Source organism: Thermocrispum municipale DSM 44069 (genome assembly GCF_000427825.1).
Taxonomy (GTDB): Bacteria; Actinomycetota; Actinomycetes; order Mycobacteriales; family Pseudonocardiaceae; genus Thermocrispum; species Thermocrispum municipale.
On the sequence record NZ_KE386593.1, the window covers coordinates 974464 to 999829 of the forward strand.

Genomic DNA, 25366 nt, shown 5'->3' on the forward strand with positions numbered 1-25366 from the left:
GATCTCGCCGCCCGGCAGTTCGGGCGCGGCCCGGGCAGTCGTCGAGCAGAAGGAGGAGCCGTCTTGACCGAGACCGCTCACCAGGTGGCCACGGCCGCGGGCACGATGCCGTCGGTCGCCGACCTGGAGCGCATGTACTGGGTGATGGTGACGACGACGCTGGCCGACTCCCGGGCCCAGCAAGAGGCCAAGGCGGGCAAGCTGCAGGCGGCGTTCTACCCGGTGCGCGGGATGGAAGCGGTGTGCGCGGCCCTGGGGGCGGTGCTCGAACCCCGCGACCGCTTGGTCTCCACGTATCGCAACCTCGGCGACGTGGTGGCGAAAGGCGTGCCGCTGAAGTCGATCGTGGCCGAGCTCTACGGCCGCGTGGACGGGGTGTCGAAGGGCAAGGGCGGCCCGATGCACCTGCAGGACGACGAGGTCGGGATGACCGCGACCACGGGGGTCGTCGGGTCGGGTCTGCCGATCGCGGCCGGTCTTGGCATCGCCGCGCAGCTGGACGGGGACGGCAAGGTCGTGGCGGTGACCTTCGGCGACGGTGCCACTTCGATCGGCGCCTACCACGAGGGCATGAACATGGCCGCGCTGTGGCAGCTGCCGGTGCTGTTCATCTGCCAGAACAACCGGTGGGCCGAGCACACCCCGCTCGCCGACTACACCGCGGCGCCGGAATTCGCGCAGCGCGCCGCCTCCTACGGCATGACCGCACGCAAGGTCGACGGCTTCGACCCGATCGCCTCCTGGCGGGCGCTCTCCGAAGCGGTGCAGGCGATCCGTTCGGGCGGCGGCCCGGTGTTCCTGGAGTTCGAGACGTATCGGCTGACCGGTCACACCGGGACGGCCGACTACAGCTACGTGCCCAAGGACGAGCTCGCGCGGGCGATGACGCGGGATCCGGCACCGAATTTCCGAACCTGGCTCATCGACCAAGGGCTGGTCGCCGCGGAGCGGCTGGACGCCATCGAGCAGGAGGCCGAGTCGGCGGTGGCCGAGGCGTTCGCGTTCGGTGCCGCGCGGCCGCAGCCCGATGTCGATCAGCTGCACGAAGACGTGTTCGCCGACAAGAAGCTGGTGCTGGACCTGTTATGACGACGCTGCAAACCGCCACCGCGGTGGAGACCGAGAAGATGTCCGCCGCCGTCGCGATGAACTCGGCGCTGGACCTCGCGATGGCCAAGGACGACAAGGTCGTGCTGCTGGGCGAGGACATCGCCGACCCGATCGGCGGCGTGTTCAAGGTGACCAAGGGCCTGTCCACCAAGTACGGCAAGGGCAGGGTTCGCGCGACCCCGATCGCCGAGCAGTCGATCGTCGGCGCGGCCGTCGGGCTGGCGCTCGGTGGCTACCGCCCGGTCGCCGAGATCATGTTCTGCGACTTCCTCACGCTGGCGTCCGACCAGCTGGTGAACCACGCGGCGAAGCTGCGGTACATGTCCGGTGGGCAGAGCAGCGTGCCGCTGACCGTCCGCACGGTGGTGGGCAACAGCCGGTTCGGCGCGCAGCACGCCCAGTCGCTCGAGGCGTGGTTCATGCACACGCCCGGCATCAAGGTGGTGATGGCCTCCACCCCGACCGAGGCCAAAGGCTTGCTCACCTCGTGCGTCTTCGACGACGACCCGTGCCTGTTCATCGAGCACATCCACCTCGAGTACACCAACAAGGAAGAGGTACCCACCGGCGAGGTGACGATCCCGCTCGGCACGGCGGCGATCAAGCGCCCCGGCTCGGACGTCACCGTGATCACCTACGGACCCGCGGTGCCGTGGTCGCTGCAAGCCGCCGAGACCCTGGCCGAGGAAGGCATCAGCGTCGAGGTGATCGACCTGCGGACGCTCGTGCCGTTGGACCTGGAGACGGTGCTGGAGTCGGTGGGCCGCACCCGGCGCGCGGTGGTCGCGCACGAGGCCACGCAGTTCTGTGGTCCCGGCGCTGAGCTCGCCGCCCGGATCACCGAAGAGCTCTTCGGCGAGCTCGAGGCGCCGGTGACCAGGGTCGGCGCGACCTACGCACCGATTCCGTTCGCCAAGAGCCTGCGAGCGATCCCCGACGCCGACGACCTCGTCGACGCGGTCCGGCGCATCACGGGGCAGTAATCGGGTCCATGAGCGATTCGGTGAAGGAGACTTCCGTGTCGGTCGAAACAGCGCGCCAAGCGCCCTCGCTGGAGGATTTCCGCGCGGAAGCCGAAGCGTTCCTCACCGCGGCAGCGCCCCGCATGGAGGCGGAGCACCGCTTCGACTTCTCCGAGGAGGAGGACCGGGTGACGCTGTTCCGCGGCGCCACCGAAGCGGAAGCCGAGCGCGCCTGCCAGTGGCAGCGCACGGTGTTCGACGCGGGCTTCGGGTGGATCACCGGCCCACCGGAGTACGGCGGAGCGGGCCTCCCCGGTCGCTACGAGCGCGCCTACCAGGAGCTGGAACGCCGCTACAGCGTGCCGTCACGATCGCCGCTCGGCGTGAGCCTCGGGATGGTGTTGCCGACACTGCAGCACTTCGGCACCGAGACCGCGAAACGGCGCTGGCTGCGCGCGCTGCGGCGGGCCGACGTCGTCGGCTGCCAGTTGTTCAGCGAACCGGGCGCCGGTTCGGATCTCGCGTCGGTGTCCACCAAGGCGGACCGCGACCCGGCGACGGGGGACTGGATCGTCACCGGTCAGAAGGTGTGGACGTCCGGCGCGCACTACTCCGATCTCGGGCTGCTGCTGGCGCGTACCTCGGACGGCGAACGTCACCGCAACCTCACCGCATTCCTGGTCGACATGCACGCGCCGGGTGTCGAGGTGCGGCCGTTGCGGCAGATGACCGGCGGGGCGGACTTCAACGAGGTGTTCCTCGACGGTGTCCGGGTTCCGGACGAGAACCGGCTCGGCGAAGTCGACGGCGGCTGGCAGGTCGCCATGGCCACCCTGATGTACGAGCGGGGCGCCATCGGTGGGTCGACCGCGGGCGGTAGCGGCTTGTTCCGGTTGGAGCGGATCATCGCCTGGCTGCAGGACCTCGGGCGCACGGACGATCCCGCGGTGCGGCAGGCGTTCGCCCGTGTCCACATCGGACTTACCGCGGCGAAGGCCATGCGGGCCAGGGCGGAAGCGGCGGTGAAGGCGGGCACGACGCCCGGGCCGGAGATGTCGTTGTCGAAACTCGCGCTGACCGCCAACTTGGCCGCGCTGTCCGACCTGGTCGCCACCGCGCTCGGCCCGAAGCTGCTGGCCGACACGGGCCGACGCAGCACGTTCTCGTGGGCGGAGTTCGTCCTCGGCGTACCCGGCATGCGGCTCGGCGGCGGAACCGACGAAATCCAGCGGGACATCATCGCGCATCGCGTGCTCGGCCTGCCCAAGGAGCCGAGAACCACGACATGAAGGAGACGTGAATGGGAAGCCTGGACGGGAAGGTCGCGCTGGTCACGGGCGCGGGCAGGGGCATCGGCCGGGAGCACGCACTGCTGCTCGCCGCCGAAGGCGCGAAGGTCGTGGTCAACGACCTGGGCGGTGCGCAGGACGGCACCGGCGGCGAGATCGGGCCTGCGCAGCAGGTGGTCGACGAGATCAAAGCGGCGGGCGGTGAGGCCGTGGCCAACGGGGACGACGTCGCGGATTCCGCCGGCGCCGCCGCGGTGGTCAACACGGCGCTCGAGGCCTTCGGACGGCTCGATGCGGTGGTCAACAACGCAGGCATCCTGCGCGACCGCGTATTGATCAACATCGAGGACGAGGACTGGGACGTCGTCGTGCGCGTCAATCTGCGCGGTACGTTCCTGGTGACGCGTGCCGCTGCCCGCTACTGGCGCGAGGAAAGCAAGGCAGGGCGCGAGGTGCGTGCGTCGGTGGTGAACACCTCGAGCGAGTCGGGTGTCTTCGGCAACCCCGGCCAGGCCAACTACGCGGCGGCCAAAGCGGCCGTGGCGTCGCTGACGCAGGTGGCGTCCAAGGAACTCAAGCGCTACGGGGTGCGCGTCAACGCGATCCTGCCGCGAGCCCGTACGCGCCTCACGGAGAGCACGTTCGGCGACGTCATGGCGCCCAAGGAAGGCGAGTTCGACCGCTGGCACCCCGGCAACGTCGCGCCGTTCGTCACCTACCTGTCCAGTCCGGCGTGTGAGATCTCCGGCGAGGTGTTCCTGGTGGGTGGCAGCCGGGTGCAGCGCGTGCGGCCGTGGGAACTCGACCCCGACTGGAAGCTCACCACCGAGGGGCGCTGGACCGTGGCGGACCTGGAGAAGGCGGTCATCGAGGCCGGTGTCCCGCAGAGTCGGGCGTGGAGCGCCAATCCGTCGGGCGGTAAGAAGTGACGAGCGGGCAGGTGCGCGAGGAGCGGGAAGCGCGGATGCCCGAGGCGGTCATCGACGACGAGATGATCGCCGCGATGAAGGCCAAGGCCGGCATCCAGCTGCGCATCGCTCACTCGATCAACAACGAGGAGGCGACCCGCATCGCGGTGACCAAGTTCGCCGGCGGCATCGGCGACACCAACGAGCTGTGGACCGACCCCGACCGCGGCACGGCCTCCGACTACGGCGCTCCGGTCGCGCCACCGTCGTTCGTGATCGGGTGCTTCTCCGGGATCCAGTTCGGCTGGCCGGGCCTGGGGTCGTTCCACTCGGCCACCCAGATGGACCTGCACGCGCCGATCTACTGGGGCGACAAGATCGAGGCGAGCTGTCGCTACGACGGCTTCACCGGGCCACGGCCCAGCAGCTTCGCCGGCCGGATGGTCACCGACCACTTCGTCAACGACTACACCAACCAGCGCGGCGAGCACGTGGCGCAGATCCGCTGGCAGGTGGTCAATTACGAGCGCGCGGCGGCCCGCAAGAAAAGAACCAAACGCGCGCTGGAGATCCCGCACCCGTGGACCGAGGACGAGCTGCGCGCGGTGGAGGAGCGGGTGCTTGCGCAACGACCTCGCGGGGCGGAGCCGCGGTACTGGGACGACGTTGAGGTGGGCGACGAGATCGACCTGCTCACCAAGGGGCCGATCGGGCTGACCGACGAGGTGGCGTTCATCGCCGGCGGTGGCACCCCCATTCCGCGGTTGAAGGCGCATGCCGCGGCCCTGCAGGATTACGCGGCCCACCCGGCCTGGTCGTTCCGCGACCCGGTGACGGGTGCACAGGAGCCGATCTACGCCGTGCACTACAACAAGGCGGCGGCCAACGCGATGGGCGTGGCCTTCCAGTACGACGTGGGCTTCCAGCGACAGTGCTGGCAGATTCACCTGCTCACCAACTGGTGCGGCGACAACGGCTGGGTCAAGCACGTGACCGCGGAGTATCGCGGCTTCGTCTATCTGTCGGACGTGATCGATCTCGGCGGCACCGTCGTGGGTAAGTCGGTCGACGAGTCCGGTGAACACGTCGTGCAGGTGGAGACGTTCGCGCGCAACCAGCGCGGTGACAACGTCATGCCCGGCACTGCGGTGGTCGCGCTGCCGACCCGCTCCGGTGCGCCGAGCCCGGTGGCGGCCAGGGCGAGGACGTCGTGAGCGCGCACGACGTTCGCGCCGCGCTACGAACCGAGGTGCGGCGATGCTTGGACGAGCACGTCGACGTGCGGCCTTACCTGGTCGAAAACGGTGGCGAGGCCCGAATCGACAAGGCCTTGTGGGGAACGTTGACCGGCCAGATGGGACTGGCCGGCCTGCTCGTGCCCGAGGCGGACGGCGGATCGGGAGCTGCGGTTGCCGACCTGGCGGTGGTGTTCGAGGAGCTCGGTGCCGCGCTCGCGCCGGTGCCGATGTTCTCCACCGCGGGGTTGGTACTGCCGGTACTGCGCGCAGTCGAGAAGAGCGAACCCGTGCGCGACCTGCTCGCCGGGATCGCGTCGGGATCGACGGTGGCCACGCTCGCCTTGCACGAAGCCGACGGCCGCTACAGCCCCGAGGCGACGTCTGCGCGCGCCGAGAGGGACGGCACGGGCTGGGTGCTCAGCGGAACCAAGAGCTTCGTGACCGACGCGGCAGCGGCTGACGTGCTGGTGGTGCCCGCCCGGGTCGAGGCAGGTATCGGCTTGGTCGCCGTGCCGGCCGCGGACGCTCGCACCCGGACCGCCTCCGGGCGCTCCAGCAGCGTGCGGATCACCACGATGACGTCGCTCGACCTGCTCAGGCCACTGGCCACCGTCGAGTTCGACCGGGCCCCCGCGCAGGTCCTCGCCGGGCCGGACGTGGCGCTTCAGCTCGGATCCGGGCTCGACATCGCGCTCATCCTGTTGGCCGCCGAACAGGTCGGAGGGGCGCAGCGCTGCCTCGACAACGCGGTGAGCTACGCCAAGAACCGAGTCCAGTTCGGCAGGCCCATCGGCAGCTTCCAGGCGATCAAACACCAGCTGGTCGACCTGCTGCTGGAGGTCGAGCTCGCCCGGTCCGCGCTGACCCACGCGGTGCGCACGGCCGACGAGTACCTGCAGGATCCGTCACCGGCCACCGCCGGTGCGCTCGCCGAAGGGGCCAGCTTGGCGCGGGCGCTGTGCTCGGAGACGTACACGCACGTAGCCGACGAGGCCCTGCACATTCACGGCGGGATCGGCTTCACCTGGGAGCACGACTCACACCTCTACTACCGCCGGGCGAAGGCGGCGCAGTTGTTGTTCGGCAATCCCGACGAGCACCGGGAACGGCTCGCCGTCGCGGCGGGCTTGTGAAGGAGAGGCGGATGACGGAGCTGCTCGTCGACCGCGCGGACGGCGTGGTCACGGTGACGTTGAACCGGCCGCAACGGCGCAACGGAGTCACCTGGCCGCTCATCGAAGATCTCGTCGGAGAACTCGAGCGCATCGCGGGCAACCGGGACGACCGCGTCGTCGTGCTGACCGGTGCCGGTGGCGCGTTCTGCTCCGGGATGGATCTCGCCGAATCGGTCGCGCCGAACGAACTGCCGTTCATGCGCCGCGTCGGCCAGGTGGTGACGCTGCTGCACGACATGCCCAAGCCGGTCATCGCCAAAGTCGCCGGACCGGCCGTCGGGTTCGGCTGCAACCTTGCATTCGCGTGCGACCTGACCGTCGCCGGGGAAAGCGCGCTGTTCGGGGAAATTTTCGCCGATCGCGGGCTGACGTTGGACGGTGGCGGGTCGTGGATCCTGCCGCGGTTGGTCGGGCTCGCCAAGGCGAAAGAGCTGGTGTTCTTTTCCCGGCGGGTTTCCGGTGTTCAGGCGCAGCGGCTCGGCTTGGTGAATCTGACCGTACCGGACGAGGAGCTGGACAAAACGGTCGACGAGTGGGCGCAAACGTTGGCGGACGGCCCGACGCTCGCGCTGTCGGTGATGAAGAAGGAATTGAACAAGGCGTACGAGTCGTCGTTCGCCGAGGCCATCGAGTCCGAGAGCCTCGCGCAGGCGTTCAGTTTTTCCTCGGCCGAAGCGAGAGAAGGGATGCGGGCGTTTCTGCAACGCCGTCCGCCGCGATTTCGCGAATCGCACAACTAGTGTGCGTGGCCGGGTTCGCCGGGGCAGAGGTCGTGCCGGCGACCGGGTTGGCTGAAACGGGTCAGCGGTCGCGCCGCAGCCGGCCCGGCAGGAGGGACGTACCAGCGCTCGCGCCGGCCCGGTCAGAGAAGTACCTGCGGCCGCGCCGGCCCGGTCAGAGGTAGTACCCGCAGCCTCGGCGGCCGGGTCAGAGGAAGTACCCGCGGCCGGACCGCACGACCCGGCCGCGGACACCCTCAGTCCTGCATCAACGGCATGACCAGGTAGGCCTCGTAGGTCTGGGCGAGGGTGGTCCCGCCGACCAATGCCTCCTCGGGGGTCAAACCGGCGGCGACGGCCTCGGTCGCCGCGTAGGTGAAGGCTTGGGTTGCGGTAAGGATGTCCACCCCACCACGCGTGAAGCCGATGGCGACAGCGCGCTTGTACTGACCACCCGTCCCTTGCTCGACCGACTTGGTGCCCGCCGCGTTGATCGCGCTGCCGAGTTTCTGCGGGTCGGTGCGCAATTCGCTGTCCCGGATCAGTTCCGCGGCGCGTTCCCCTTCGCCGTCCGCCAAGGCGGTCACTACCGCGTCCGTATTGTCGATCGGCTCGGCGTCGGCAACGGAAACGCCCGCGATCTGACACGCCGCGGCGATGCCCAGCGCGCCGAGCGCCATTCGCCAATTCCTCCGCATATCGATATCTCCTCGCTGGTTCGGCCCGAGTTCGCCCGAGAGTGTTCGGGTCGCCCCGCTGCCGGTCGGCAAGCCGGATCCCTACCCTAGCGGGCTAATTATTCCATAACACGATAGCTTTGCATTAGAGTACTTCTGTCCGACACGCGAAGGAGGCAACGTGAAAGGGCGATGGCGAACTGACAAGCGGATCAGAATCGCGTCGGTCTCTGCTGCTGCGCTCATGGCGCTGGCCGTGCCCGGAATGGCAGGAGCGGCGCCGAGCGCGGATTCGTCTGCCTCGGATGCTCCGGTCATCGTGGAATATCCGGCCCACCGGCCGCTGTCGACGCCGTGCGAGGTCGAGTTCGACAAGAACGGCTACGCGTGGGTGCAAGAGGCGGTGGGCAATGCGGTCACCCGGCTCGACCCGAAGACCGGCGAGTTGAAGCCGTTCCCGTTGAAGACCCCGGCGGCGCAGCCCGGCGGCATGGAGTTCGACGAGGACGGCTACCTCTGGTTCTCCGAGGTCGTGGGCAACAACGTGGTGCGGTTGGACCCGGCGGACGGGAGCATGCAGTACTACCCGATCCCGGTGACCAACACCCAGCTCGACAGCCTGCCCTACGGCATTCGGGCCACCATCGACACCGCCATCAAGGACGGGGGCGTGTGGATGACCATGGCGGGCGCGAATGCCATCGGCCGGTTCGACATGGACACGCACGACTTCACGCAGTACCCGTTGCCCACTCCTGCCGCCGTCCCGCTGATCATCCAGGACGGGCCGGGAGACCTGCTGGTGTTCTCCGAGGCGCTGGGCAACAAGATCGGCACCATCGACGTCAAGACCAAGGAGATCCGCGAGTACGCCGTGCCGACTCCGGCTTCCGTGCCGCAGGGTGTGACCACCGCGCCGGACGGGACCATCTGGTGGAGCGGAACCGGTGGTCAGCAGCTGGGCACGCTGGACGTCAAGACCGGCAAGGTTACCGAGATTCCGTTGCTCCCGCTGCGTAAGGCGGGTCCGCTCGACATCGGGCTGGGCAACCCGCTGCCGTTCCCGGGACCGGTGCGGGTCGGGGACAACGGCAAGGTCTACTTCGCTGAAGGGAACCTCGTCCTGGGCGGTAACAAGATCGGCGAGTACGACCCGAAGACGAAGACGCTGAAGGAGTACGAGACTCCGACGCCGTTGTCCGCGCCGTGCGACCTGAACAACCAGATCCCTGGCCAGATTCACTTCGGTGAGTTCACCGGGAATCGCGTCGGACGGCTGATCTACGCCAGCTGACGCAGGTGTGATCGGGTGGTGGCGTCCTCGGCCGTCGGGGACGCCACCACTCACTTCTTCGGGGGATCGGGCGCTACGGCGTGCTCGACGATGGGAAGTGTTTTCTCACGGCTTCTCTGGGAACGGTCTGCGGCCGTCGACGTTCGAACCTTCGACGACCACGCCGTCGACCGACCGCCGCAACCTGGTGAGCCGTAATCGGCTGATGCGCCACAGACCGTCGACCCTGCGGTATTCCTCGCAGTAGTGGCCGAAGCCGGTGAGTGCCGGGAACCGACCGCCCGGCGGCGGCTCGACCAGGTCGTACATCGCCCAGGTTCCCCGCGCGTGGTCGTCGTCGAGGATGTCGATCTCCGGCATGTGGCCGTGGTGGACGGTCATGGCGTCCGACAGATGACGGTCGATCGAGGCGATGAACTCGTCCGGTGTGGACGGCTGGGACGTCGACTCGCCGATGTCGAACTCGGCGTCGTCGGTGAACAATGTGCGCAGCTCGGCCCACCAGTGCAGGTCGACGTAGCGGAAGTACCGGGCCTTCAGCGTCTTGATGTCTTCGACGGCTTCCAGCCGGGCCAAGCGCGCTTGCAGGTCGCTGTCCGTCATGGATGTCCGTTCACAGCATGGCCAGCCGGGGGTCGGTGCCCGCGCGCAGTTGCGCGCCGAGTTCGGCGTGCAGCGCCTCGGTGCTGCCGAGCACGGGTTCCAGCAACAGCGCCCACTTGAGGTAGCGATGGAAGTCGTGTTCCCAGGTGAAGCCCATGCCGCCGAGGACCTGCTGGCAGTGCTGGCGGGCCGTCTCGGCGAACCGATTCGCGGTCACCTTGGCGATGGCGGCCGCCGTGGCAGCTTCATGATCGTCCACGGGCTCCCACGCTGCGTCGGAGGCGAGCACCGCGCACTCTTGCCACAGCCGCACGTCAGCCAGCTTGTGCTTGACCGCTTGGAAGCTGCCGAGCGGACGGCCGAACTGGGTACGTGAGCTGACGTGCTCCACGGCCAGGTCGAGCATGACGCCGGTGATCCCGACCAGTTCATGGGCGAGCGCCCGATGCCCGGCCGCCCGGAGCCGGCGCCACGCGTCGGCGTCGCCGACGACGGCGGCTTCGTCGACCTCGAGCGTCGTGGTGACCGGCGACCACTCGGCCGCGGGGTCGATGCCCGTTCCGGATGCCGGCCACGAATCCTGCCACGCTGCGCGAACGAGCACAGGCCGCTCGTCGAGGACCACTGGCACGATGACGTGCGGCGGTGCGTCGGCGCTAGCTGCGACCATGCCGCGGACGTCGATGCGAAGCCCTGACGGAGTGGCGGTCGCGGTGCTGGAAGGCAGCGCGCTCCCTGGCGACGGGAGCACGATGGCGGCTTCCTCTACCCGCGCAGCACGAGCCATGACGGCACTCAGAGCGGACGTCGTGGCAAGGCTTTTGCCCTGGAGTTCGAACAGCAGAGACACGGCGACAGCTGGTTCGTCGTCGAGCAGGTCGGGCCACCCGAAGTCCGTCAGCGCAGCGTCCAACCGCTCAGCCGGGGTGTCGCGGATGATCCCGGCCAGGCTGTCCCGGAGCAGTGCTTTCTCGTCGGTGTCCACGTGCTAGTCCCTCGGCAGGCCGAGCACGCGCTCGGCGATGATGTTGCGTTGGATTTCCGCGGCTCCGCCGTAGATGGAGGACGCCCGCGAGTAGAGGTAGTCACTGCGCCAGTCGCGCGCCGACTCGTCCTCGCCGAGCAGGAGGGTGTCCGGTGCGCTGCGCAGCGCCGAGTCGAACAGGAACTTCTCCGCCGTCGACATCATGAGTTTGTCGAAGGAGGGCAGCACACCGACGTGATCCCCGTCGGACAGCGAGCGCACGGTTCGGCGGGACAGCAGCCGTAGGCAGTGCACCAAGGTGAGGGCCTCACCCGCGGTGGCGTCGGAGACCTCGGGTGCGTCGGTCACGAGGGTGCCGAGCCGCCAGCGCATCCACGCCTGTCGCTGCCAGGCCGCCGCGCCGCGCTCGCACCCGAGGATGAACATCGCGACCGCCCAGCCGCCGTCGACCTCGCCGATCGTGCGCGATTTGGGCACGGCCACGTCGTCGAAATAGAGGCTGCAGAACTCGTCGTCGCCGTTCATGCTGCGCAACGGACGGATCTCGATGCCCGGCGTATCCATGTCGACGAACAGCGCGGTGATGCCCTTGTGTGCGGATTCGACCGGTCCCGTCCGGGCGAGCAGCAGACAACGGTCGGCGAATTGCGCCCAGCTCGTCCAGATCTTCTCGCCGGAGACGCGCCACGTCTCGCCGTCGTCCACCGCGCGCAGCCGCAGCGAACCCAGGTCGCTGCCCGCGCCCGGCTCGGAGAAGCCTTGGCACCAGGTCTCGTCGCCGCGCAACAGCCGGGGCAACGCCTCGGCGGCGAGATCCGGTGGGGCGAAGCGAGCCACCGCGGGACCGAGCACCTCCTGGGTGCCGAACGAGAACGGCGGTGGGTAGCCTGCCGCGGCCAGCTCTTCGCTGACCACCGCGCGCAGCACCTGCGGGCCGCCGAGACCGCCGACCTCGTCCGGCCAGCCCAGCCTGATCCAGCCCGCCGAGTACAGCAGCTTCTGCAGTCGCGACAGCGCCGCGAACACCTCGTCCACCTGCGTGCTGAGGTGCTTGAACGGTGCGAGTTCGGCAGCGTTGTCGGCCAACCACTGCTGGAACGCGACCCGAACCTCGTCGACACCCGCGTCGGCGAGGGCGGCGACTCGGTCGTCGGCGACAGCCGTCATGCGACCGCACCTTTCTCGTGGAGCTCGGACAGCTCGTCCTGCGTGAACCCCCAGTCCGCCAGCGTCGCCACGCCGGCCGATCGTTGCTCGTCGACCGCGCCCGGCGTGCGGGAGAACCGTGGTGCGGGAGCGGGTTGGCGAACTCCGTCGATCTCGACGAAGGCGTCGCGGGCCCGCATATGGGGGTGTTCCGCGGCCTCTTCCGGGGTGAGGACCGGTGTCACGCAAGCGTCCGTGCCTGCGAAGATCTCTTCCCATTCGTCGCGCGTGCGCCGGCGGAACGCTGCCGCGATCTCCTCGCGTAGCTGCGGCCATCCGGACTGGTCGTACTGCGCGGGCAGCTGCTCGGGATCCAGCTGCAGGCCGGCAAGCAGCTGAGCGTAGAACCGGCGCTCGAGGGCACCGACGCTGACATACTTGCCGTCGGCGGTCCGGTAAGTGGTGTAGAACGGCGCCCCGCCGTCGAGCAGGTTCCTGCCGCGGTCAGCGGTCCAGTACCCGGCGGCTCGTTGTCCGTGCAGCCACGCGGTGAGCAGCGCGGCCCCGTCCACCATGGCCGCGTCGACCACCTGTCCGCGGCCCGAGCGCTCCCGTTCGTACAAGGCGGCGACGATGCCGAACGCCAGCAGGAGTCCGCCGCCGCCGAAGTCGCCGAGGAGGTTCAGCGGCGGCACCGGCGGTTGGTCGGCGGGGCCGATCGGTTCGAGCGCCCCGGCGAGCGCGATGTAGTTGATGTCGTGTCCGGCGCGGTCGGCGAGCGGACCCGTCTGACCCCAGCCGGTCATCCGGCCGTAGATCAGCCGCGGATTGAGCGCGTGGCAGTCGTCCGGTCCGATCCCGAGGCGCTCCGCGACGCCCGGCCGGAACCCTTCGACCAGCACATCCGCCCGATTGACCAGACGTTTGACCACCGCAGGGCCGTCCGGCGCTTTGAGATCGACGGAGACGGTCCTGCGCCCCCTGGCCAGTGGGTCGTGCGGCTGGGCACGGCGCTTGTTCGCGCGGTCGACGCGGAGTACCTGCGCGCCGAGGTCGGCGAGCACCATGCAGGCGAACGGCCCGGGAGCCGCACTGGCGATCTCCACGACCCGCACGCCGTGCAACGGACCGGGCACTCACGCCACCCCCGGCCTGGCCTCGAGGATGTGCACCGCGCATGCCGACGCGAGCCCGATGACGTGGGTGAGGCCGACCCGGGCGCCTTCGATCTGCCGGTCGCCCGCCTCGCCGCGCAGGTGCGTGGCGACTTCGTACAGGTTGGCGATGCCGGTCGCGCCGATCGGGTGGCCCTTGGACAGCAGGCCTCCGGAGACGTTGACCGGGATCTTGCCCTCGCGCCACGGGGCTCCGGAGTCGATGAAGTCACCGGCCCCGCCCGGCTCGCACAGCCGCAGGTTGTCGTAGTGGATCAGCTCCGCGGTGGCGAAGCAGTCGTGCAACTCCACCAGATCGAGGTCGTCCGGCCCCAGTCCCGCTTTCTCGTAGGCCGCATCGGCGGCGTTGCGGGTGAGCGTGTTGACGTCGGGTTGGGCCTGGCCGCCTTCGCTCCACGGGTCCGAGGTCAGCACCGACGCGGAGATCTTCACGGCGCGCTTGCGGACATCGGGGTCCAGCGTCTTGAGCTTCGCGTCGGAGACCAGGACCACCGCGGCCGCACCGTCACCGGTCGGGCAGCACATCGGCAACGTGTTCGGGTAGGCGATGACCTCGGCGTCAAGGATCTCCTGCAGCGTGAACTCTTTCCGGTACTGCGCGAGCGGGTTCAGCACGGAATGGGCGTGGTTCTTCTGCGCGACCCGCGCGAACTGGGCCCTCGTCACGCCGTGCTTGAGCGCGTACTCGGTACCCGCCTGGGCGAAGACACCCGGCATCAGCGACGTGCCGAGTACGCCTTCGGTCTTGATGACCGAGCCGTAGCGGCCCTTGGGCGCGTACTCCTTCTTCGCGTCCCGCTTCTTGGCGGCGCTGCCGAGCAGGCCCATTTTGCCCATCTTCTCGACGCCGACCGCCAGCGCCGTGTCGGTCTCGCCTGCGGCGATCGACAGCAGGGCGACGCGGACCGCGGTCGCTCCGGTGGCGCAGGCGTTGACCACGTTGTAGACGGGGATGCCGGTCTGTCCGATCTGCTTCTGCAGTCGTTGGCCGTTGTGCGAGTTGGCCTCGTAGACGTTGCCGAGCGTCAGCGCGCCGATGGTGGTGATGTTCATGTCGGCGTCGCGCAGCGCGCCCAGGGCGGCTTCGGCGGCCAGGTCCAGCAGATCCTTGTCGGCGAACCGGCCGAAGCGAGTCATCGCGGTCCCGACGATCCAGACGTCACCCGAGCTCATCAGTTGTCCTTCCGCACGCGGTATCCGAAGCCGATCGCCTCGACGCCGTTGTCGTCCACCCCGGCGACGAACGTGTCCAGCGCGACCGGGAGCCGAGGCGTGATCTGCTCCGGGTCGGTCACGCCGAGCAGGTTGGCCTTGACCACGCCGCCGCCGTCCAGGTCGACCACGACCGAGGTGTAGGGCGCGGGGACCGAGGGCGCCGCCCGGTGGACGATCGTGAACGCCCGTACTTCGCCCTCGTTGGCCAGCGCGCGGCGGCCGAACTCGGTGCCGCCACACCTCGCGCACGCGTTGCGCCGATCGAAGAACAGTGCCGCACACGCGCGGCACTCGTGCGCCTCGAGATGTGGTGGGTCGAGCACCAGGTAGTCGACGACGGGGATCTGCTGTGCCATTCCGCACCCAATCACTCAATACTCTAACAATCAATGATACTGCTATAGAGTAAACAGGCCGGTGTGCGGCTGTCCATCGAAGCGGGTGCTCGGGCACCGGCGGGAGGTGTCGACCATGACGCGTGAAGCGTGGATCATCGACGGGGTGCGCACCCCGCGCGGTAAGGGCAAGCCAACCGGTGGCCTGCACGAATTCCACCCACAGGAGCTGCTGGCACAGGTGCTGCAGGCGCTGGCCGAGCGCTCGGGGATCGACCCGGCGGTGGTCGAGGACGTGGTCGTGGGCAACGGCTCGCACAGCGACGACCACGCCAACGACATCGCCCGGTTGGCGGTCCTGGCGGCCGGGTGGCCGATCGAGGTGCCCGGGGTGACGTTGAACCGGTTCTGCGGGTCCGGCCAGCAGGCGGTGATGTTCGCGGCCATGGGGATTCAGGCAGGCTGGCAGGACGTCGTGGTCGCCGGCGGCGTGGAGAGCATGTCGCGCTATGCCGGCCCGGGAGCACCGCTGGATGCCGGGAATCCGGCACTGCGCGAGCGGTACCCGCTGGTTCCTCAGGGCATTTCGGCGGATCTGATCGCGACACTGGAGAAGTTCGACCGGCGGACGGTGGACGAGTTCGCGGTGCGGAGCCAGCAACGGGCTGCCGCGGCCATCGCCGAAGGCCGGTTCGACCGGAGCATCGTCGGTGTTCGCCGGGCTGACGGCGAGGTGGCCCTGGACCGTGACGAGCATCCGCGGCCGGGGACGACGGTGGAGTCGTTGGCGGCGTTGCCGCCGGCGTTCGCGCGGGCGGGGGCGAAGATCCGGGAGCCCGAGGGGCTGTCCTACGACCAGATGTGCGCGAAGGTCTACCCGGGCGTCGACGAGATCGACCACGTGCACCACGCCGGGAACTCCTCGGGTGTCGTGGATGGTGCCGGCGCGATGTTGCTGACCTCGCCGGAGTTCGCCAAGGCGCACGGGCTGACCCCGAGGGCGAGGATCGTCGCGGGGGCCGTCGCGGGCGCGGAGCCGGTCATCATGCTCACCGCGCCCGGCCCGGCGTCGCGCAAATGCCTGGAGAAGGCGGGGATGACCGTCGACGACGTGGACCTGTGGGAGATCAACGAGGCGTTCGCCGCGATCCCGCTGAAGGTGATGCGCGACCTAGGCATCGACGAGGACCGGGTCAATGTCAACGGTGGCGCCATCGCGTTGGGGCATCCGATCGGCGCGACCGGTGCGATGTTGTTCCAGACGGTGCTGGACGAGTTGGAGCGCCGGGACGAGACGGTCGGGCTGGTCACCATGTGCACCGGCGGCGGCATGGGCACCGCGACGATCATCGAGCGGGTGTAGCGCCGGCGCGTGGCTCCGCGAGGTGTGGGGGGCGACTCGGTAGGCGGGTGGTGCTGCGCGGTGTAGTGGCCGATCCGGGCCGGCGGGTGATGCTGCGAGGGTCAGCGGTCTGCGAGTTGTGTTGCGCGGTGTAGTGGCCGATCCGGGCCGGCGGGTGATGCTGCGAGGGTCAGCGGTCTGCGAGTTGTGTTGCGCGGTGCAGCAGCCGACCCGGCCGGCGGATGATGCTGCGAGGCGTAGTGGCCGGCCGGTGGTCCGCGAGGCGTAGGGCCATGCGGGTGCTGCCTCGAGGCGTGGCGACCCCGGCCAGGGGAGAGCCGCGCGGCCATGGGTCCACGCGGCGTCGCCCTCAGTCGATTCCCCGCCGCGGGAGGCTGCCGCGCGTGATGACCGGGCAGTGTCCCATCCCGGCGACCCCGTCGATCGACACCGTGACCGGCTGTTCGCGGTGCCCTGGACGTACCGGGCTGCCGTCGAGGAACACCTGCTCCGGCGGCACGTAGTCGTAGACGTCGTACTCAGCGACAGTTCCCCGCCAGGCGCCGAGCCCTCGGCGGTCCCGGTAACCGCCGTCGTAACCAGTGCCCGAGTACGCCCATGCGTGCAGCAGCGGCTCCGCTTCGACGGCGAGCGTGGTGTCGTCCTCCAAGGTCACGTCCAACTTGACGTGCTTGTACGCCCTGCTGCCTGCGACGAAATCGATGTCGAGCTCAAGGTCGCCGATCCGCCGCCGCGTGCCGTCGCTGGTGATGAGGTCACCGTCGAGCGCCAGCCGTTTGCCCTCGGCGTTCTCGCGGTACTGCAGCGCAAGGAACTTGTCGCCCGCCTCGGCGTAGAGCACGAGGTGCAACATCGATTTTCGCGGCGCGGTGGGCATGTCCGCCTTCATGCTGGGGTCGCCGTGCGACTTCTCGAAGCCGCCGACACCCGGGCGCACGCCCCACGAGTGATCGCGGGCGCCCCACCAGTCGTCGACCGCGATGCGCCCGGCGCCGTGGTCGATCCACCCGTGCCAGCGTCCTATCTGGTCGTAGCGGGTCATGTCCTGCATCGTGCGGCCCGCGGGCGCGTCGAAGTGGTGCGCTTCGAGGTGCACGGGGAACGACGACGTCCACGTCAAGTCGGCGGCGAGCGGACTGGACGTCGGATCGACGACCAGCCGGATCGTTCGGAAAGGCTCCTCGACGAGGATCCGGACGTCGCCGACCGTCATCGCATCGCGGTCCTCGTCCAACGGTCGCGCGAACCGGGCGTTGTACTGCCGGGACCCGGCTTGGATGGCGAGGTAGCCGTCGCAGCTGCCGGTGTTCTTGTAGTAGCCGATACCTGCGATCAATCCTGCCGTGCCTGCCGGGTCGGCCGCGCTCAGCCAGTACCGGTCGAAGAACCGCACGTCCGAGGTGCTCGCGTGGCGCATCGGGAACGGCGTCTGGTGGAGCAGGGCCTCGTCGAGGTCACACAGGTCCGGGTGTCCGAAACGCATCGTTGGCCGCTCCCGCGATATCTGACGCTAATATGTTTAGTGCTAGAGTAATTTGCGGAGGTGGGGTTCGGCAATCGGTCAGTCGAGCTGGATCCGCAAGCCCATGGCAGCGGCGTAAGCCAGCGCGGTGTCCACGTCGACCCGCGCACCGCTGAGCACGGCCACGGCGAGCGCAGCACCCTCGACGGCGGCGCCCCGAAGGTCTGCGTCCTCCAAGCGGGCATCGGACAGCCGGGCGCTGCGCAGATCGGTGTCCCGCAGGTCGGCCTCGCGCAGGTCGCTGCCGGTGAGGTTCGCTTCGCGCATCCGCAGCCCGCGGAAGCTGACTCCGCGCAGCGATGCGCCACCCAGGGAGACGAGCGTCAGGTCGGTCTCGTGCAGCGTGATCGGGCGCATCCGGCACTCGGTGAACGCCGAGCCGGCCAGGGAGCAGTCGCGCCACTCGCTGCCGGCCAGCACGGTTCGATCGAACGTACAACCCTGGAAGCCCGATGCGCGGTGGCGCGAGTCGCCCAGGTCGGCCCGGGTGAAGTCGCACTCGACGAACGAGCAGTTGCTGGTTTGCAGCCCGCGCAGGTCGGCGTCGGTGAAGTCGCAGGCGGTGAAGCGTCGGCCGGACCACTGCTGTTCGGTCAGGACCGCGTCCCGGTAGTTCTCGCCGATCGCTTCCTGGTCGGTCACGACTATCCGCTCTCCGGCATGGCGTCCTTGCCGGGCGGCGACGCCTCGAACGGCGGCGGGTCGTCCTGGTCGAACTCAGGGTGCGGGTCACACGGCGCGCCCGGCTCCGGGGTGGTGGCCTGGTTCTGTCGCAGCGCGGTGATGAATTGGTCGATCCGCGGGTCCTGCGGATCGCTGACCTTCAACTGGAAACCCCACGACTGCAACGAGATGGGCTGATCGAGACCGGGGTAGGGGGACATCACCGTGTAGGGCCGGTTCGTGACCCGGGCGGCGAGCTGGTCGATCGCCTGCTGTTCGAGCATGTCGGGGTTGTAGGCGATCCACACGGCGCCGTGCTCGAGGGAGTGCACCATGTGCTCGTTGCGCACCGCCTTGGTGTAGACGGCGCCGTTGCAGCCTGCCCACACCTGGTCGTGCGCACCGCCGAACGGTGGGCTTTCCTCGTAGGCGACCCGCTGCCCGGGGGCGGCGTGGACCGCGCCACGGAACTCCTTGTGCCGGATGCCCGCGATCTGTTTGGGGTCGACGGCCTGCGGCGCGGACGACGGTTCGCCGCCCATCGACGGTTCGTTCGCTTGCTGCGACGGACTCTGGCCCTGGTCGGCACCGACGGCCTTGCCTGCTTCTTCGCTCGTGCACCCCACGGCAGCGATCAGGATCGCTGCGGTCAGCGCTGCCAGACGCGGTCTCACCAGGCCGAGGTTAGCCGACCTCTCGGACGGTCCGAGCCGGGCCCGGCGTCCCCGACCGCGGCGGCGATGCGCCGAACGCTGCGGCCGTGACGACGGTGAGGCCCTCCCGCGGTTGCCCGGCGGGCGGGCTCAGGCGATCGGCGGCTCGCCCGGCTCGAGTTCGATCAACACGCCCTCGGCCAGCAGCTCCTCGATCGATGCGGGCAGCACGTACGCGGTCCCGCCGCCCGGCTGGTTGAACCACGGAATCGCCACACCGGTCAGCGCTTCGATCGGCTGCTGGACCCGATAGACGTGATACGGCCGGTCGATCCACTCGGGCACCAGCGACCGCTCGGGGAACGGAGTGCCCGCCACGTAGGTCAGGTTGCCGTCCGGGTCGCCGAACCGGTCCAGCTCACTGCCGACCGGCAGGTCCGCCAGCTTCTTGCCGCGGAACAGCGTCAGCGGCGGTTCGCCGGGCAGCGGCTGGATCGGCCAGTTACCCGGCGCCGAGGGAACTCCCGGCGATGGCACGTTCGCGGCCGGTCTGCCGCCGGCAGCGGCCGGTGGCGGTACCGGTGCGCCTCCCTGTGGTGGCGGCACCGGCGCACCTGCCTGCGGTGGTCCGGCAGCCGGGCGCGGTGGAGCCCCAGTCGGCGGGGCCGGACGCGGTTCGGCCTGCGGCACCGCGGGCTTCGTCGCGGACACCTGCCCGGCACGTGGCTCACCAGCGTCCTCCGCCTGCTCGGTTCCGCCTTGCTCGGCAGCCACCCGCCCGTTCGGCTCCAGCAGCATCTTGCCGAGCATGAACGCGGCCGCGTCCGCGGCGTCACCGAACACCGACGAATCGGCCAGCGAGTCGTCGTACCAGCCCACGCGCCAGCCCTCCGGCACCTGCTCGAGGCTCCAACCGAGCTTGGTAGGGCCACCGATCCGGTAGTCGGTCTCGGGGATGCCCAGCTCTTCGAGCTTGCCGTGCAGCCGCTCCAGGGCAGGTTCCTCGAAAGCCTGATCGGCCCGCGGGCTGCGTTCGTTCGGCGGCCGCCGAACGAACGATGGCGTCGGCACGGGCGGGGTCCCCGGCTTGGCGAACTCGGGCGGAGCGAATGCCGACGGCCCTTGCCCAGGTGCCTGCGGGCGTTCCGGCATGCCTGGCCCTTGCGGACGATCCTGCTCGACCCCAGGCCCGCGCGGTGCGGCCGACGCGGCAGGCGCCTCGGCCGTGTCCGCGGGTGCCATGTCCTCGCGGGTGTCGGCTCCCGACCGGTCGAGCTCGAATTCCTCGTCGCCTTCGAAGCGGTCGTCCGGCCCGTGCTCAGCGGCGACACCCTGGTCGAACTCGTCGTCGGCAGCGATCTCCGGCCCGTCGTGGTGTCCAGCCGACTGGCTCTGCGGCTCGAAGCTTCCCGGCACCTCGACCTCGGGAAGGTCCTGCGCGTCCGGGTCGTCGTCCAGGACCGGGCTGAAGTACTGGGTGCTCACGTGGGCCTGGGCTCGACGGTGCGCTTCGTCTGCGGTCTCGGCCGCCTCGCCGCCTTCGCTCGCGTCCTCGTCGTCGAAATCCGGAGTGAAGTACTGCGTGCCCACGTCGGCCTGGGAACGGCGCCCTTCGGCGGACCTTGGCGCGTCGCTGTCCTCGTCGTCGAAGTCCGGAGTGAAGTACTGCGTGCTCTCCTGCGGACCGCGTTGCGACGCCGGCTGTTCTGGCTGCGACTCCTCGGCGAAATCGGCGGGTGGTGCCCACACCCGCGTCGCTTCCTGGTCGCTCTCCTCGTTCCGTTCGGCCGCACGGTGCGCTCCGCGCTTCTCCTCCTCGCGGTCGCCGCCGAACCGGGAGCCCGCCGCGAACGCAGCGGCGCCCATGCCGGCCGCGGCCGCGCCGGCCGCCGCGGCACCTGCTCCCGAGATGCCACCTGGGCGATCCTGCTGGCCGGGCGCGCCCTGCTCGCCTTCGCGGCCGACGGCGCCGCGCGGCTTTTCCGGAGCGTCGTACTCGCCTCCGCGCTGCGGGCGGCCCAACGGCTCGGGCCCACCGAATTCGGCTGCTGCCTGCCGGTCGGATGGTTCGCGGCCACCGAATTCGGCTGCGGCCTCGTGGTCCGATGGTCCGCGGCCACCGTATTCGTCGGCCGCCCGCGGCCGGTCCGACTGCTCGGGCTCACCGAACTCGCCGGGAGGCATGGTGTCGTCGAACGCGCCGGGCTCGTCGTCATAGCCCGCATGCCCGCGCTCGGCGTGGGCGTCCCCGTCGTCGGGGGAGCCGCCGCGCTGCGCACCGAACCCGGCCGCCGGCTCGAAACTCTCCCGAGTTGGTAGCTCCTCGTGCCTGCCACGCCCTGCCTCGTCGTCGAAACCGGCGCCCTCGTCGCGGGCCTCGTCGAACCGGTCCTGGGGCGCGTCGAACCGGTCGCGGGTCTCGTCGAACCGGTCGCGGGGCTCGTCATAAGGCTCGTGGTGGCCGCCGTCCTCGGCGTCCTGGCCGAGGCCCTGGGCGAAACCACCGGGCTCACCGGGCCTCCCGGCAGCCGGGCCCGTCCGCCCGGCCGGACCGCCTGCACCACTCGGCTCACCGGGAACTCCAGGAACCCCGACGCCATTCATCCCGGCGCCGGGTCCGCCCGGCTCACGGCCCCGCCCGGAGGGCTCGCCGGGCTGACCGATGCCGCCCGGTACCGACGCGTGGGCAGCAGCACCGCCAGGTCGGCCTGGTCCACCCGCGCCGTCTGGTCCACCTGGGCCTTCGCCGGGCTGGCCGAAACCTGGCCGCCCGTACCCACCAGGGCTGCCCGCCTCGGCGAAGCGCGGCATGTTCGGCGCGTCGACTCCGCCAGGACCCCCAGCAGAGCCACCGGGACCTCCGGCAGCCGACCCTGGGTACTGGGCTGTCGCCTCCGCACGCCGCGGCATCGGCGGACCACCCAGTGCCGCAGGCTGCTCGGGGGCGGCATTGCCGCGGGTGAGGTAGTCCGCCGCCGCGGCGCGCTGCTCCTCACTGACCGCGGGCACCCGGTAGTCGTTGTTCCGGATGTGATCGAGCAGTCCGTAGTCCGGGGTGACGCCGTACTCGCGCAGGTAGTACGGCACCGCGGCGGGCCAGATCCACTCACCGTCGCTGTGGAAGCCGACCGGAACCGCAGGCTCCGGGTCCTCCGCCAGCCGGTCGATGTCGAAGCCGCGGCCGGGCCGCACCACCGGCGCGTCCTCCAGGTACTCCAGCACCCTGACCTGCTCGTCGGGGTCGAGCTCGTCCCGGTCGATCACCGGGCGACCGGTCTCGTCGGTGCCGTCGAAGACACGCGCGATGCGCAGCCGCGGGCCCGGTCGTTCCGGGCCGAGGCCGGCCAGCCGCCGCATCAGCCACTCCGGCACGTTTTCGTCCGAACGCGGGAACATGCGCAGCTCGTCGGCGTAGGCCTGCGGCGGCGGCAGCAGGTTCCACTCCGGCTCTTCCCTGTCGTATTCGAGGTTGTAGCTGGCAGGCGCGTCGAGCGTGTAGCGAGCGTTGAACCAGGTGCCCCGCTGTTCGCGATACATGCCGCTGCGCAGCCTGGCGAACAGAGTGGCGATGTCGTGCGTGGCGACCCATTCCGTCGTCGACCCGTCGGCGAGGGTAATCTCGCCGTCAAGTTCGTGGTATCGGCCGACGGTTCGGTAGTTGACAGCGATTCGCTTCCAGTCCCTGGGCGCGGCCCGGAGCAGGGCAAGACCGATCTGCTTGACCAGGGTGTCCTGCTCAGGTGCGCTCAACTGCGTCGGGTATGCCACTCAGACATCTTGACTCGATTCCCGTGATTTCGCACCGGCAGGGGGTAAAGACGTGAAGGGGCGGACGAGCTGAGCGGCGCGCATCGTAAGGCACTCGGCATCGCACTCGCATTGCTCGGCGGGCTGGCCGTTGCCGGGCAGTCCAGCATCAACGGCCGACTTGCCGCCCAGGTGAACGACGCTTTTTTCGCCGCGGTGATCTCTTTCGGCGGCGGCCTTGTGGTGTTGCTCGCACTGCTGTGCGTGATTCCGGGAATGCGCTCCGGGGTCAGGCGCGCCAGGGGCGCATTGGCGCAAGGTTCGCTCCACTGGTGGCACTTGCTCGGCGGGCTCGGCGGCGCCACCCTCGTGGCAGGTCAGGCGATCACCGTCAGCGTGCTCGGGGTGGCGATGTTCACCGTCGGCGTGGTGACCGGGCAGACGATCAGCGGCCTGCTCGTCGACCGGGCCGGTCTCGGTCCGGCGGGGCCGCAAGCGATCACGCCCCAGCGGCTGGCCGGAGCCGCCGTGATGCTCGTCGCCGTGGTCGTCACCACCGGAGGTGGCGCGAGCGCGGCCGACGGCAAGATCTGGCTGCTGATCCTGCCGCTGATCGGCGGGGCCGCGGTCGCCGTCCAGCAGGCGATCAACGGCCGGGTCGGTGTCGCCGCGGCGAACCCGATGACCGCGACGCTGGTGAACTTCGTCGTCGGCACGGCCGCCCTGGTCGCCGGCTGGTTCATCTCGATCATGCTGCGGGGCGGTCCCGGCCCGTTGCCGTCGAACCCGCTGCTCTACACCGGCGGCCTCATCGGCGTGGCGTTCATCGCACTGGCCGCCCTGGTGGTGCGGTGGATCGGGGTGCTCGTTCTCGGGCTGTCCACCATCGCCGGGCAGCTGACCGGATCGCTGGTGCTGGACCTGGTGCTGCCGACCCACGACGCACCGGTGACGGCGTCCACCGTGTTCGGTGTGAGCCTGGCGCTGGTGGCCATCGTCGTGACGGTCTTCCGTCGGTGGCCGCGACGGGAACGAGTCAGCAGGCAGGCGGACGAGACTCCGGCAGGCTGAGCGGACGGCTCGCGGGTGCACAGTAAAGTTCGGCCCGTACCAGGCCGAGCACGAGAGATGCGGGTGTTATGTCAGCACAGATTCTGGACGGCAGAGCCACCAAGGACGCGATCTTCGCCGAGCTCGCTCCCCGGGTGGCCGCCCTGGCCGAGCGGGGCGTGGTACCTGGGCTGGGCACCGTGCTGGTCGGGGACGACCCCGGCTCGCACTCGTACGTGAAGATGAAGCACGCCGACAGCGCCAAGCTCGGTGTCACGTCCATCCGGCGCGACCTGCCGGGCGACATCACGCAGGACGAGCTCAACGCGGTCGTCGAGGAGCTCAACGCGGACCCGGCGTGCCACGGGTACCTGGTGCAGTTGCCGCTGCCGAAGCACCTGGACTCGGCTCAAGTGCTGGAGCGGATCGACCCGGCCAAGGACGCCGACGGCCTCGCGCCGCTGAGCCTGGGTCGGATGGTGCTCAACGAGCCCGGCCCGCTGCCGTGCACCCCACGCGGAATCGTCGAATTGCTGCAGCGCTACGACGTGCCACTGGCGGGCGCGCGGGTCGCGGTCATCGGTCGCGGCATCACCGTGGGCCGCACGCTCGGACTGCTGCTGACCCGCAAGTCGGTGAACGCCACGGTGATCCTGTGCCACACCGGCACGCGTGACCTCGCCGCGGAAACCCGCGCCGCCGACGTCGTGGTCGCCGCCGCAGGCGTGCCGCACCTGATCACCCCGGACATGGTCAAACCGGGTGCCGCGGTCCTCGACGTCGGTGTCAGCCGGGTGGACGGCAAGCTCACCGGCGACGTGCACCCGGATGTCGCCGAGGTGGCCGGCTACCTCGCGCCGAATCCGGGTGGGGTCGGGCCGATGACCAGGGCGATGCTGGTGACCAACGTGGTCGAGGCGGCCGAGGCAGCAGCGCCGTGAACCCAGCAGTGCGCGCGCACCTCCCGTTCGCCTTGGTGATGGCCATCGTGGCGGCCGGGTTCGTGCGTATCGCGCAGTATCACTGGCGGGAAGGGTCGGTGCTGGTCGCCGTCGCGCTGCTGGTCGCGGCGCTGCTGCGCGCCGTGCTCTCGCCGGAGCAGGCCGGACTGATCGTCATCCGCAGTCGCGGGGTCGACATCCTGGCCTACACCGCGTTCGGGGCGATGATCCTGTTCGTGGCCCTGACCATCACCAAAGGTCCGCTCTAGTCCCGGCGGCTGAGCACGACCGCGTCCGGGCCCGGGTACATCAGCGTCTCCCGGCCGTCCTCGAAACGCACCAGGTAGGGCGGCCGGCCGTTCTCACCGCGGACTTCGATGATCTCAGCGTGCTGCTCAGCCACGCCCACTTTCGGGCCGTGCACCAGGATCTTGTCACCGGTTGAGGCATGCATTGCTAGACCACCTCCACCTCCAGATTAGGAAATATCGGGCGGCGAATCGACGGCTCGCGCTCGCGGTCGGCCGACCGGCGTAACGTACCGGCGTCCGCATGCGCATAGCTGGTGTACATGCACCCAGCAGAGAAAGCGGGCC

Annotated in this window: 24 protein-coding genes; 12 read left to right on the forward strand and 12 right to left on the reverse strand. The window is 69.7% G+C overall.

Annotated elements, in window-relative coordinates:
• The first annotated feature begins 63 nt into the window (after positions 1-63).
• Genes YWM_RS0120050 through YWM_RS0120080 form a run of 7 tightly spaced genes read left to right on the forward strand, consistent with a single transcriptional unit; the run spans position 64 to position 7422 of the window.
• Positions 64-1089 (forward strand): thiamine pyrophosphate-dependent dehydrogenase E1 component subunit alpha, encoded by a 1026-nt coding sequence (locus YWM_RS0120050; RefSeq protein ID WP_028852184.1) that lies wholly within the window; start codon positions 64-66, stop codon positions 1087-1089.
• Positions 1086-2093, forward strand: coding sequence for an alpha-ketoacid dehydrogenase subunit beta (locus YWM_RS0120055; RefSeq protein WP_028852185.1), 1008 nt, complete (start codon positions 1086-1088; stop codon positions 2091-2093). The genes YWM_RS0120050 and YWM_RS0120055 overlap by 4 nt, the downstream gene beginning before the upstream one ends.
• A gap of 35 nt (positions 2094-2128) precedes the next feature.
• A complete protein-coding gene (locus tag YWM_RS0120060; RefSeq protein WP_028852186.1) occupies positions 2129-3361 on the forward strand; it encodes an acyl-CoA dehydrogenase family protein in 1233 nt (410 codons plus the stop codon).
• 11 nt (positions 3362-3372) lie between these two features.
• On the forward strand, positions 3373-4290 hold the full coding sequence (locus YWM_RS0120065; protein WP_028852187.1) for an SDR family oxidoreductase: 918 nt from the start codon (positions 3373-3375) through the stop codon (positions 4288-4290).
• Positions 4287-5483: an FAS1-like dehydratase domain-containing protein gene (locus YWM_RS0120070; RefSeq protein ID WP_028852188.1), complete on the forward strand. Its 1197-nt coding sequence runs from the start codon at positions 4287-4289 to the stop codon at positions 5481-5483. The genes YWM_RS0120065 and YWM_RS0120070 overlap by 4 nt, the downstream gene beginning before the upstream one ends.
• Complete coding sequence (locus YWM_RS0120075) at positions 5480-6640, forward strand: acyl-CoA dehydrogenase family protein (RefSeq protein WP_028852189.1); 1161 nt, start codon at positions 5480-5482, stop codon at positions 6638-6640. Before YWM_RS0120070 ends, YWM_RS0120075 begins: the two co-directional genes overlap by 4 nt.
• An 11-nt stretch (positions 6641-6651) precedes the next feature.
• Positions 6652-7422, forward strand: coding sequence for an enoyl-CoA hydratase/isomerase family protein (locus tag YWM_RS0120080; RefSeq protein WP_028852190.1), 771 nt, complete (start codon positions 6652-6654; stop codon positions 7420-7422).
• Between the two features lie 236 nt (positions 7423-7658).
• On the opposite strand, the gene YWM_RS0120085 is transcribed toward YWM_RS0120080, so the two are convergent.
• Positions 7659-8081 carry a hypothetical protein gene (locus YWM_RS0120085; RefSeq protein ID WP_028852191.1) on the reverse strand — a complete coding sequence of 141 codons (423 nt, stop codon included), beginning with the start codon at positions 8079-8081 and terminating at the stop codon, positions 7659-7661.
• Positions 8082-8397: 316 nt separating this feature from the next.
• Between YWM_RS0120085 and YWM_RS0120090 the strand changes: the two genes are divergently transcribed.
• Complete coding sequence (locus tag YWM_RS0120090; protein WP_156914848.1) at positions 8398-9372, forward strand: Vgb family protein; 975 nt, start codon at positions 8398-8400, stop codon at positions 9370-9372.
• Positions 9373-9477: 105 nt separating this feature from the next.
• Here YWM_RS0120090 and YWM_RS24750 read toward each other — a convergent pair whose 3' ends face one another.
• From YWM_RS24750 to YWM_RS0120120, 6 genes are read right to left on the reverse strand one after another with little or no spacing between them, the layout of a single operon-like run.
• Positions 9478-9975 (reverse strand): nuclear transport factor 2 family protein, encoded by a 498-nt coding sequence (locus tag YWM_RS24750; RefSeq protein ID WP_084612527.1) that lies wholly within the window; start codon positions 9973-9975, stop codon positions 9478-9480.
• A 10-nt stretch (positions 9976-9985) separates the two neighbouring features.
• Positions 9986-10960 (reverse strand): acyl-CoA dehydrogenase family protein, encoded by a 975-nt coding sequence (locus YWM_RS0120100; RefSeq protein WP_028852193.1) that lies wholly within the window; start codon positions 10958-10960, stop codon positions 9986-9988.
• Positions 10961-10963: 3 nt separating this feature from the next.
• On the reverse strand, positions 10964-12127 hold the full coding sequence (locus tag YWM_RS0120105) for an acyl-CoA dehydrogenase family protein (protein ID WP_028852194.1): 1164 nt from the start codon (positions 12125-12127) through the stop codon (positions 10964-10966).
• Complete coding sequence (locus YWM_RS0120110) at positions 12124-13242, reverse strand: CaiB/BaiF CoA transferase family protein (RefSeq protein WP_028852195.1); 1119 nt, start codon at positions 13240-13242, stop codon at positions 12124-12126. The genes YWM_RS0120105 and YWM_RS0120110 overlap by 4 nt, the downstream gene beginning before the upstream one ends.
• The gene (locus tag YWM_RS0120115) at positions 13243-14454 is read right to left on the reverse strand and encodes a thiolase family protein (RefSeq protein WP_028852196.1); all 1212 of its coding nucleotides are present in this window, start codon (positions 14452-14454) and stop codon (positions 13243-13245) included.
• Positions 14454-14852, reverse strand: coding sequence for a Zn-ribbon domain-containing OB-fold protein (locus YWM_RS0120120; protein WP_028852197.1), 399 nt, complete (start codon positions 14850-14852; stop codon positions 14454-14456). Before YWM_RS0120120 ends, YWM_RS0120115 begins: the two co-directional genes overlap by 1 nt.
• A gap of 115 nt (positions 14853-14967) precedes the next feature.
• Here YWM_RS0120120 and YWM_RS0120125 point away from each other — a divergent pair, with 115 nt between their 5' ends.
• Positions 14968-16194, forward strand: coding sequence for an acetyl-CoA C-acetyltransferase (locus YWM_RS0120125; protein WP_028852198.1), 1227 nt, complete (start codon positions 14968-14970; stop codon positions 16192-16194).
• 349 nt (positions 16195-16543) lie between these two features.
• Here YWM_RS0120125 and YWM_RS0120130 read toward each other — a convergent pair whose 3' ends face one another.
• The 4 genes from YWM_RS0120130 to YWM_RS26985 all read right to left on the reverse strand — a co-directional run bounded on the left by YWM_RS0120130 (position 16544) and on the right by YWM_RS26985 (position 22800).
• Complete coding sequence (locus YWM_RS0120130; protein WP_028852199.1) at positions 16544-17677, reverse strand: Rv3169 family protein; 1134 nt, start codon at positions 17675-17677, stop codon at positions 16544-16546.
• Positions 17678-17755: 78 nt separating this feature from the next.
• Positions 17756-18358: a pentapeptide repeat-containing protein gene (locus YWM_RS0120135; protein WP_043661608.1), complete on the reverse strand. Its 603-nt coding sequence runs from the start codon at positions 18356-18358 to the stop codon at positions 17756-17758.
• A 2-nt stretch (positions 18359-18360) separates the two neighbouring features.
• Positions 18361-19053 (reverse strand): thioredoxin-like domain-containing protein, encoded by a 693-nt coding sequence (locus YWM_RS0120140; protein WP_342664956.1) that lies wholly within the window; start codon positions 19051-19053, stop codon positions 18361-18363.
• Between the two features lie 129 nt (positions 19054-19182).
• Entirely contained in the window at positions 19183-22800 is a 3618-nt protein-coding gene (locus YWM_RS26985; RefSeq protein WP_245566100.1) for a glycohydrolase toxin TNT-related protein, read from the reverse strand.
• Positions 22801-22899: 99 nt separating this feature from the next.
• Between YWM_RS26985 and YWM_RS24765 the strand changes: the two genes are divergently transcribed.
• The 3 genes from YWM_RS24765 (at position 22900) to YWM_RS0120165 (ending at position 25039) form a co-directional block, all read left to right on the forward strand.
• Positions 22900-23850 carry a DMT family transporter gene (locus YWM_RS24765; protein WP_425426583.1) on the forward strand — a complete coding sequence of 317 codons (951 nt, stop codon included), beginning with the start codon at positions 22900-22902 and terminating at the stop codon, positions 23848-23850.
• A 68-nt stretch (positions 23851-23918) separates the two neighbouring features.
• Positions 23919-24770, forward strand: coding sequence for a bifunctional methylenetetrahydrofolate dehydrogenase/methenyltetrahydrofolate cyclohydrolase (locus tag YWM_RS0120160; RefSeq protein WP_028852202.1), 852 nt, complete (start codon positions 23919-23921; stop codon positions 24768-24770).
• Between the two features lie 38 nt (positions 24771-24808).
• Positions 24809-25039, forward strand: coding sequence for a DUF3017 domain-containing protein (locus tag YWM_RS0120165; protein ID WP_084612565.1), 231 nt, complete (start codon positions 24809-24811; stop codon positions 25037-25039).
• Here YWM_RS0120165 and YWM_RS0120170 read toward each other — a convergent pair.
• Positions 25036-25224, reverse strand: coding sequence for a DUF1918 domain-containing protein (locus YWM_RS0120170; protein WP_028852204.1), 189 nt, complete (start codon positions 25222-25224; stop codon positions 25036-25038). The genes YWM_RS0120165 and YWM_RS0120170 overlap by 4 nt on opposite strands.
• Between the last annotated feature and the right edge of the window lie 142 nt (positions 25225-25366).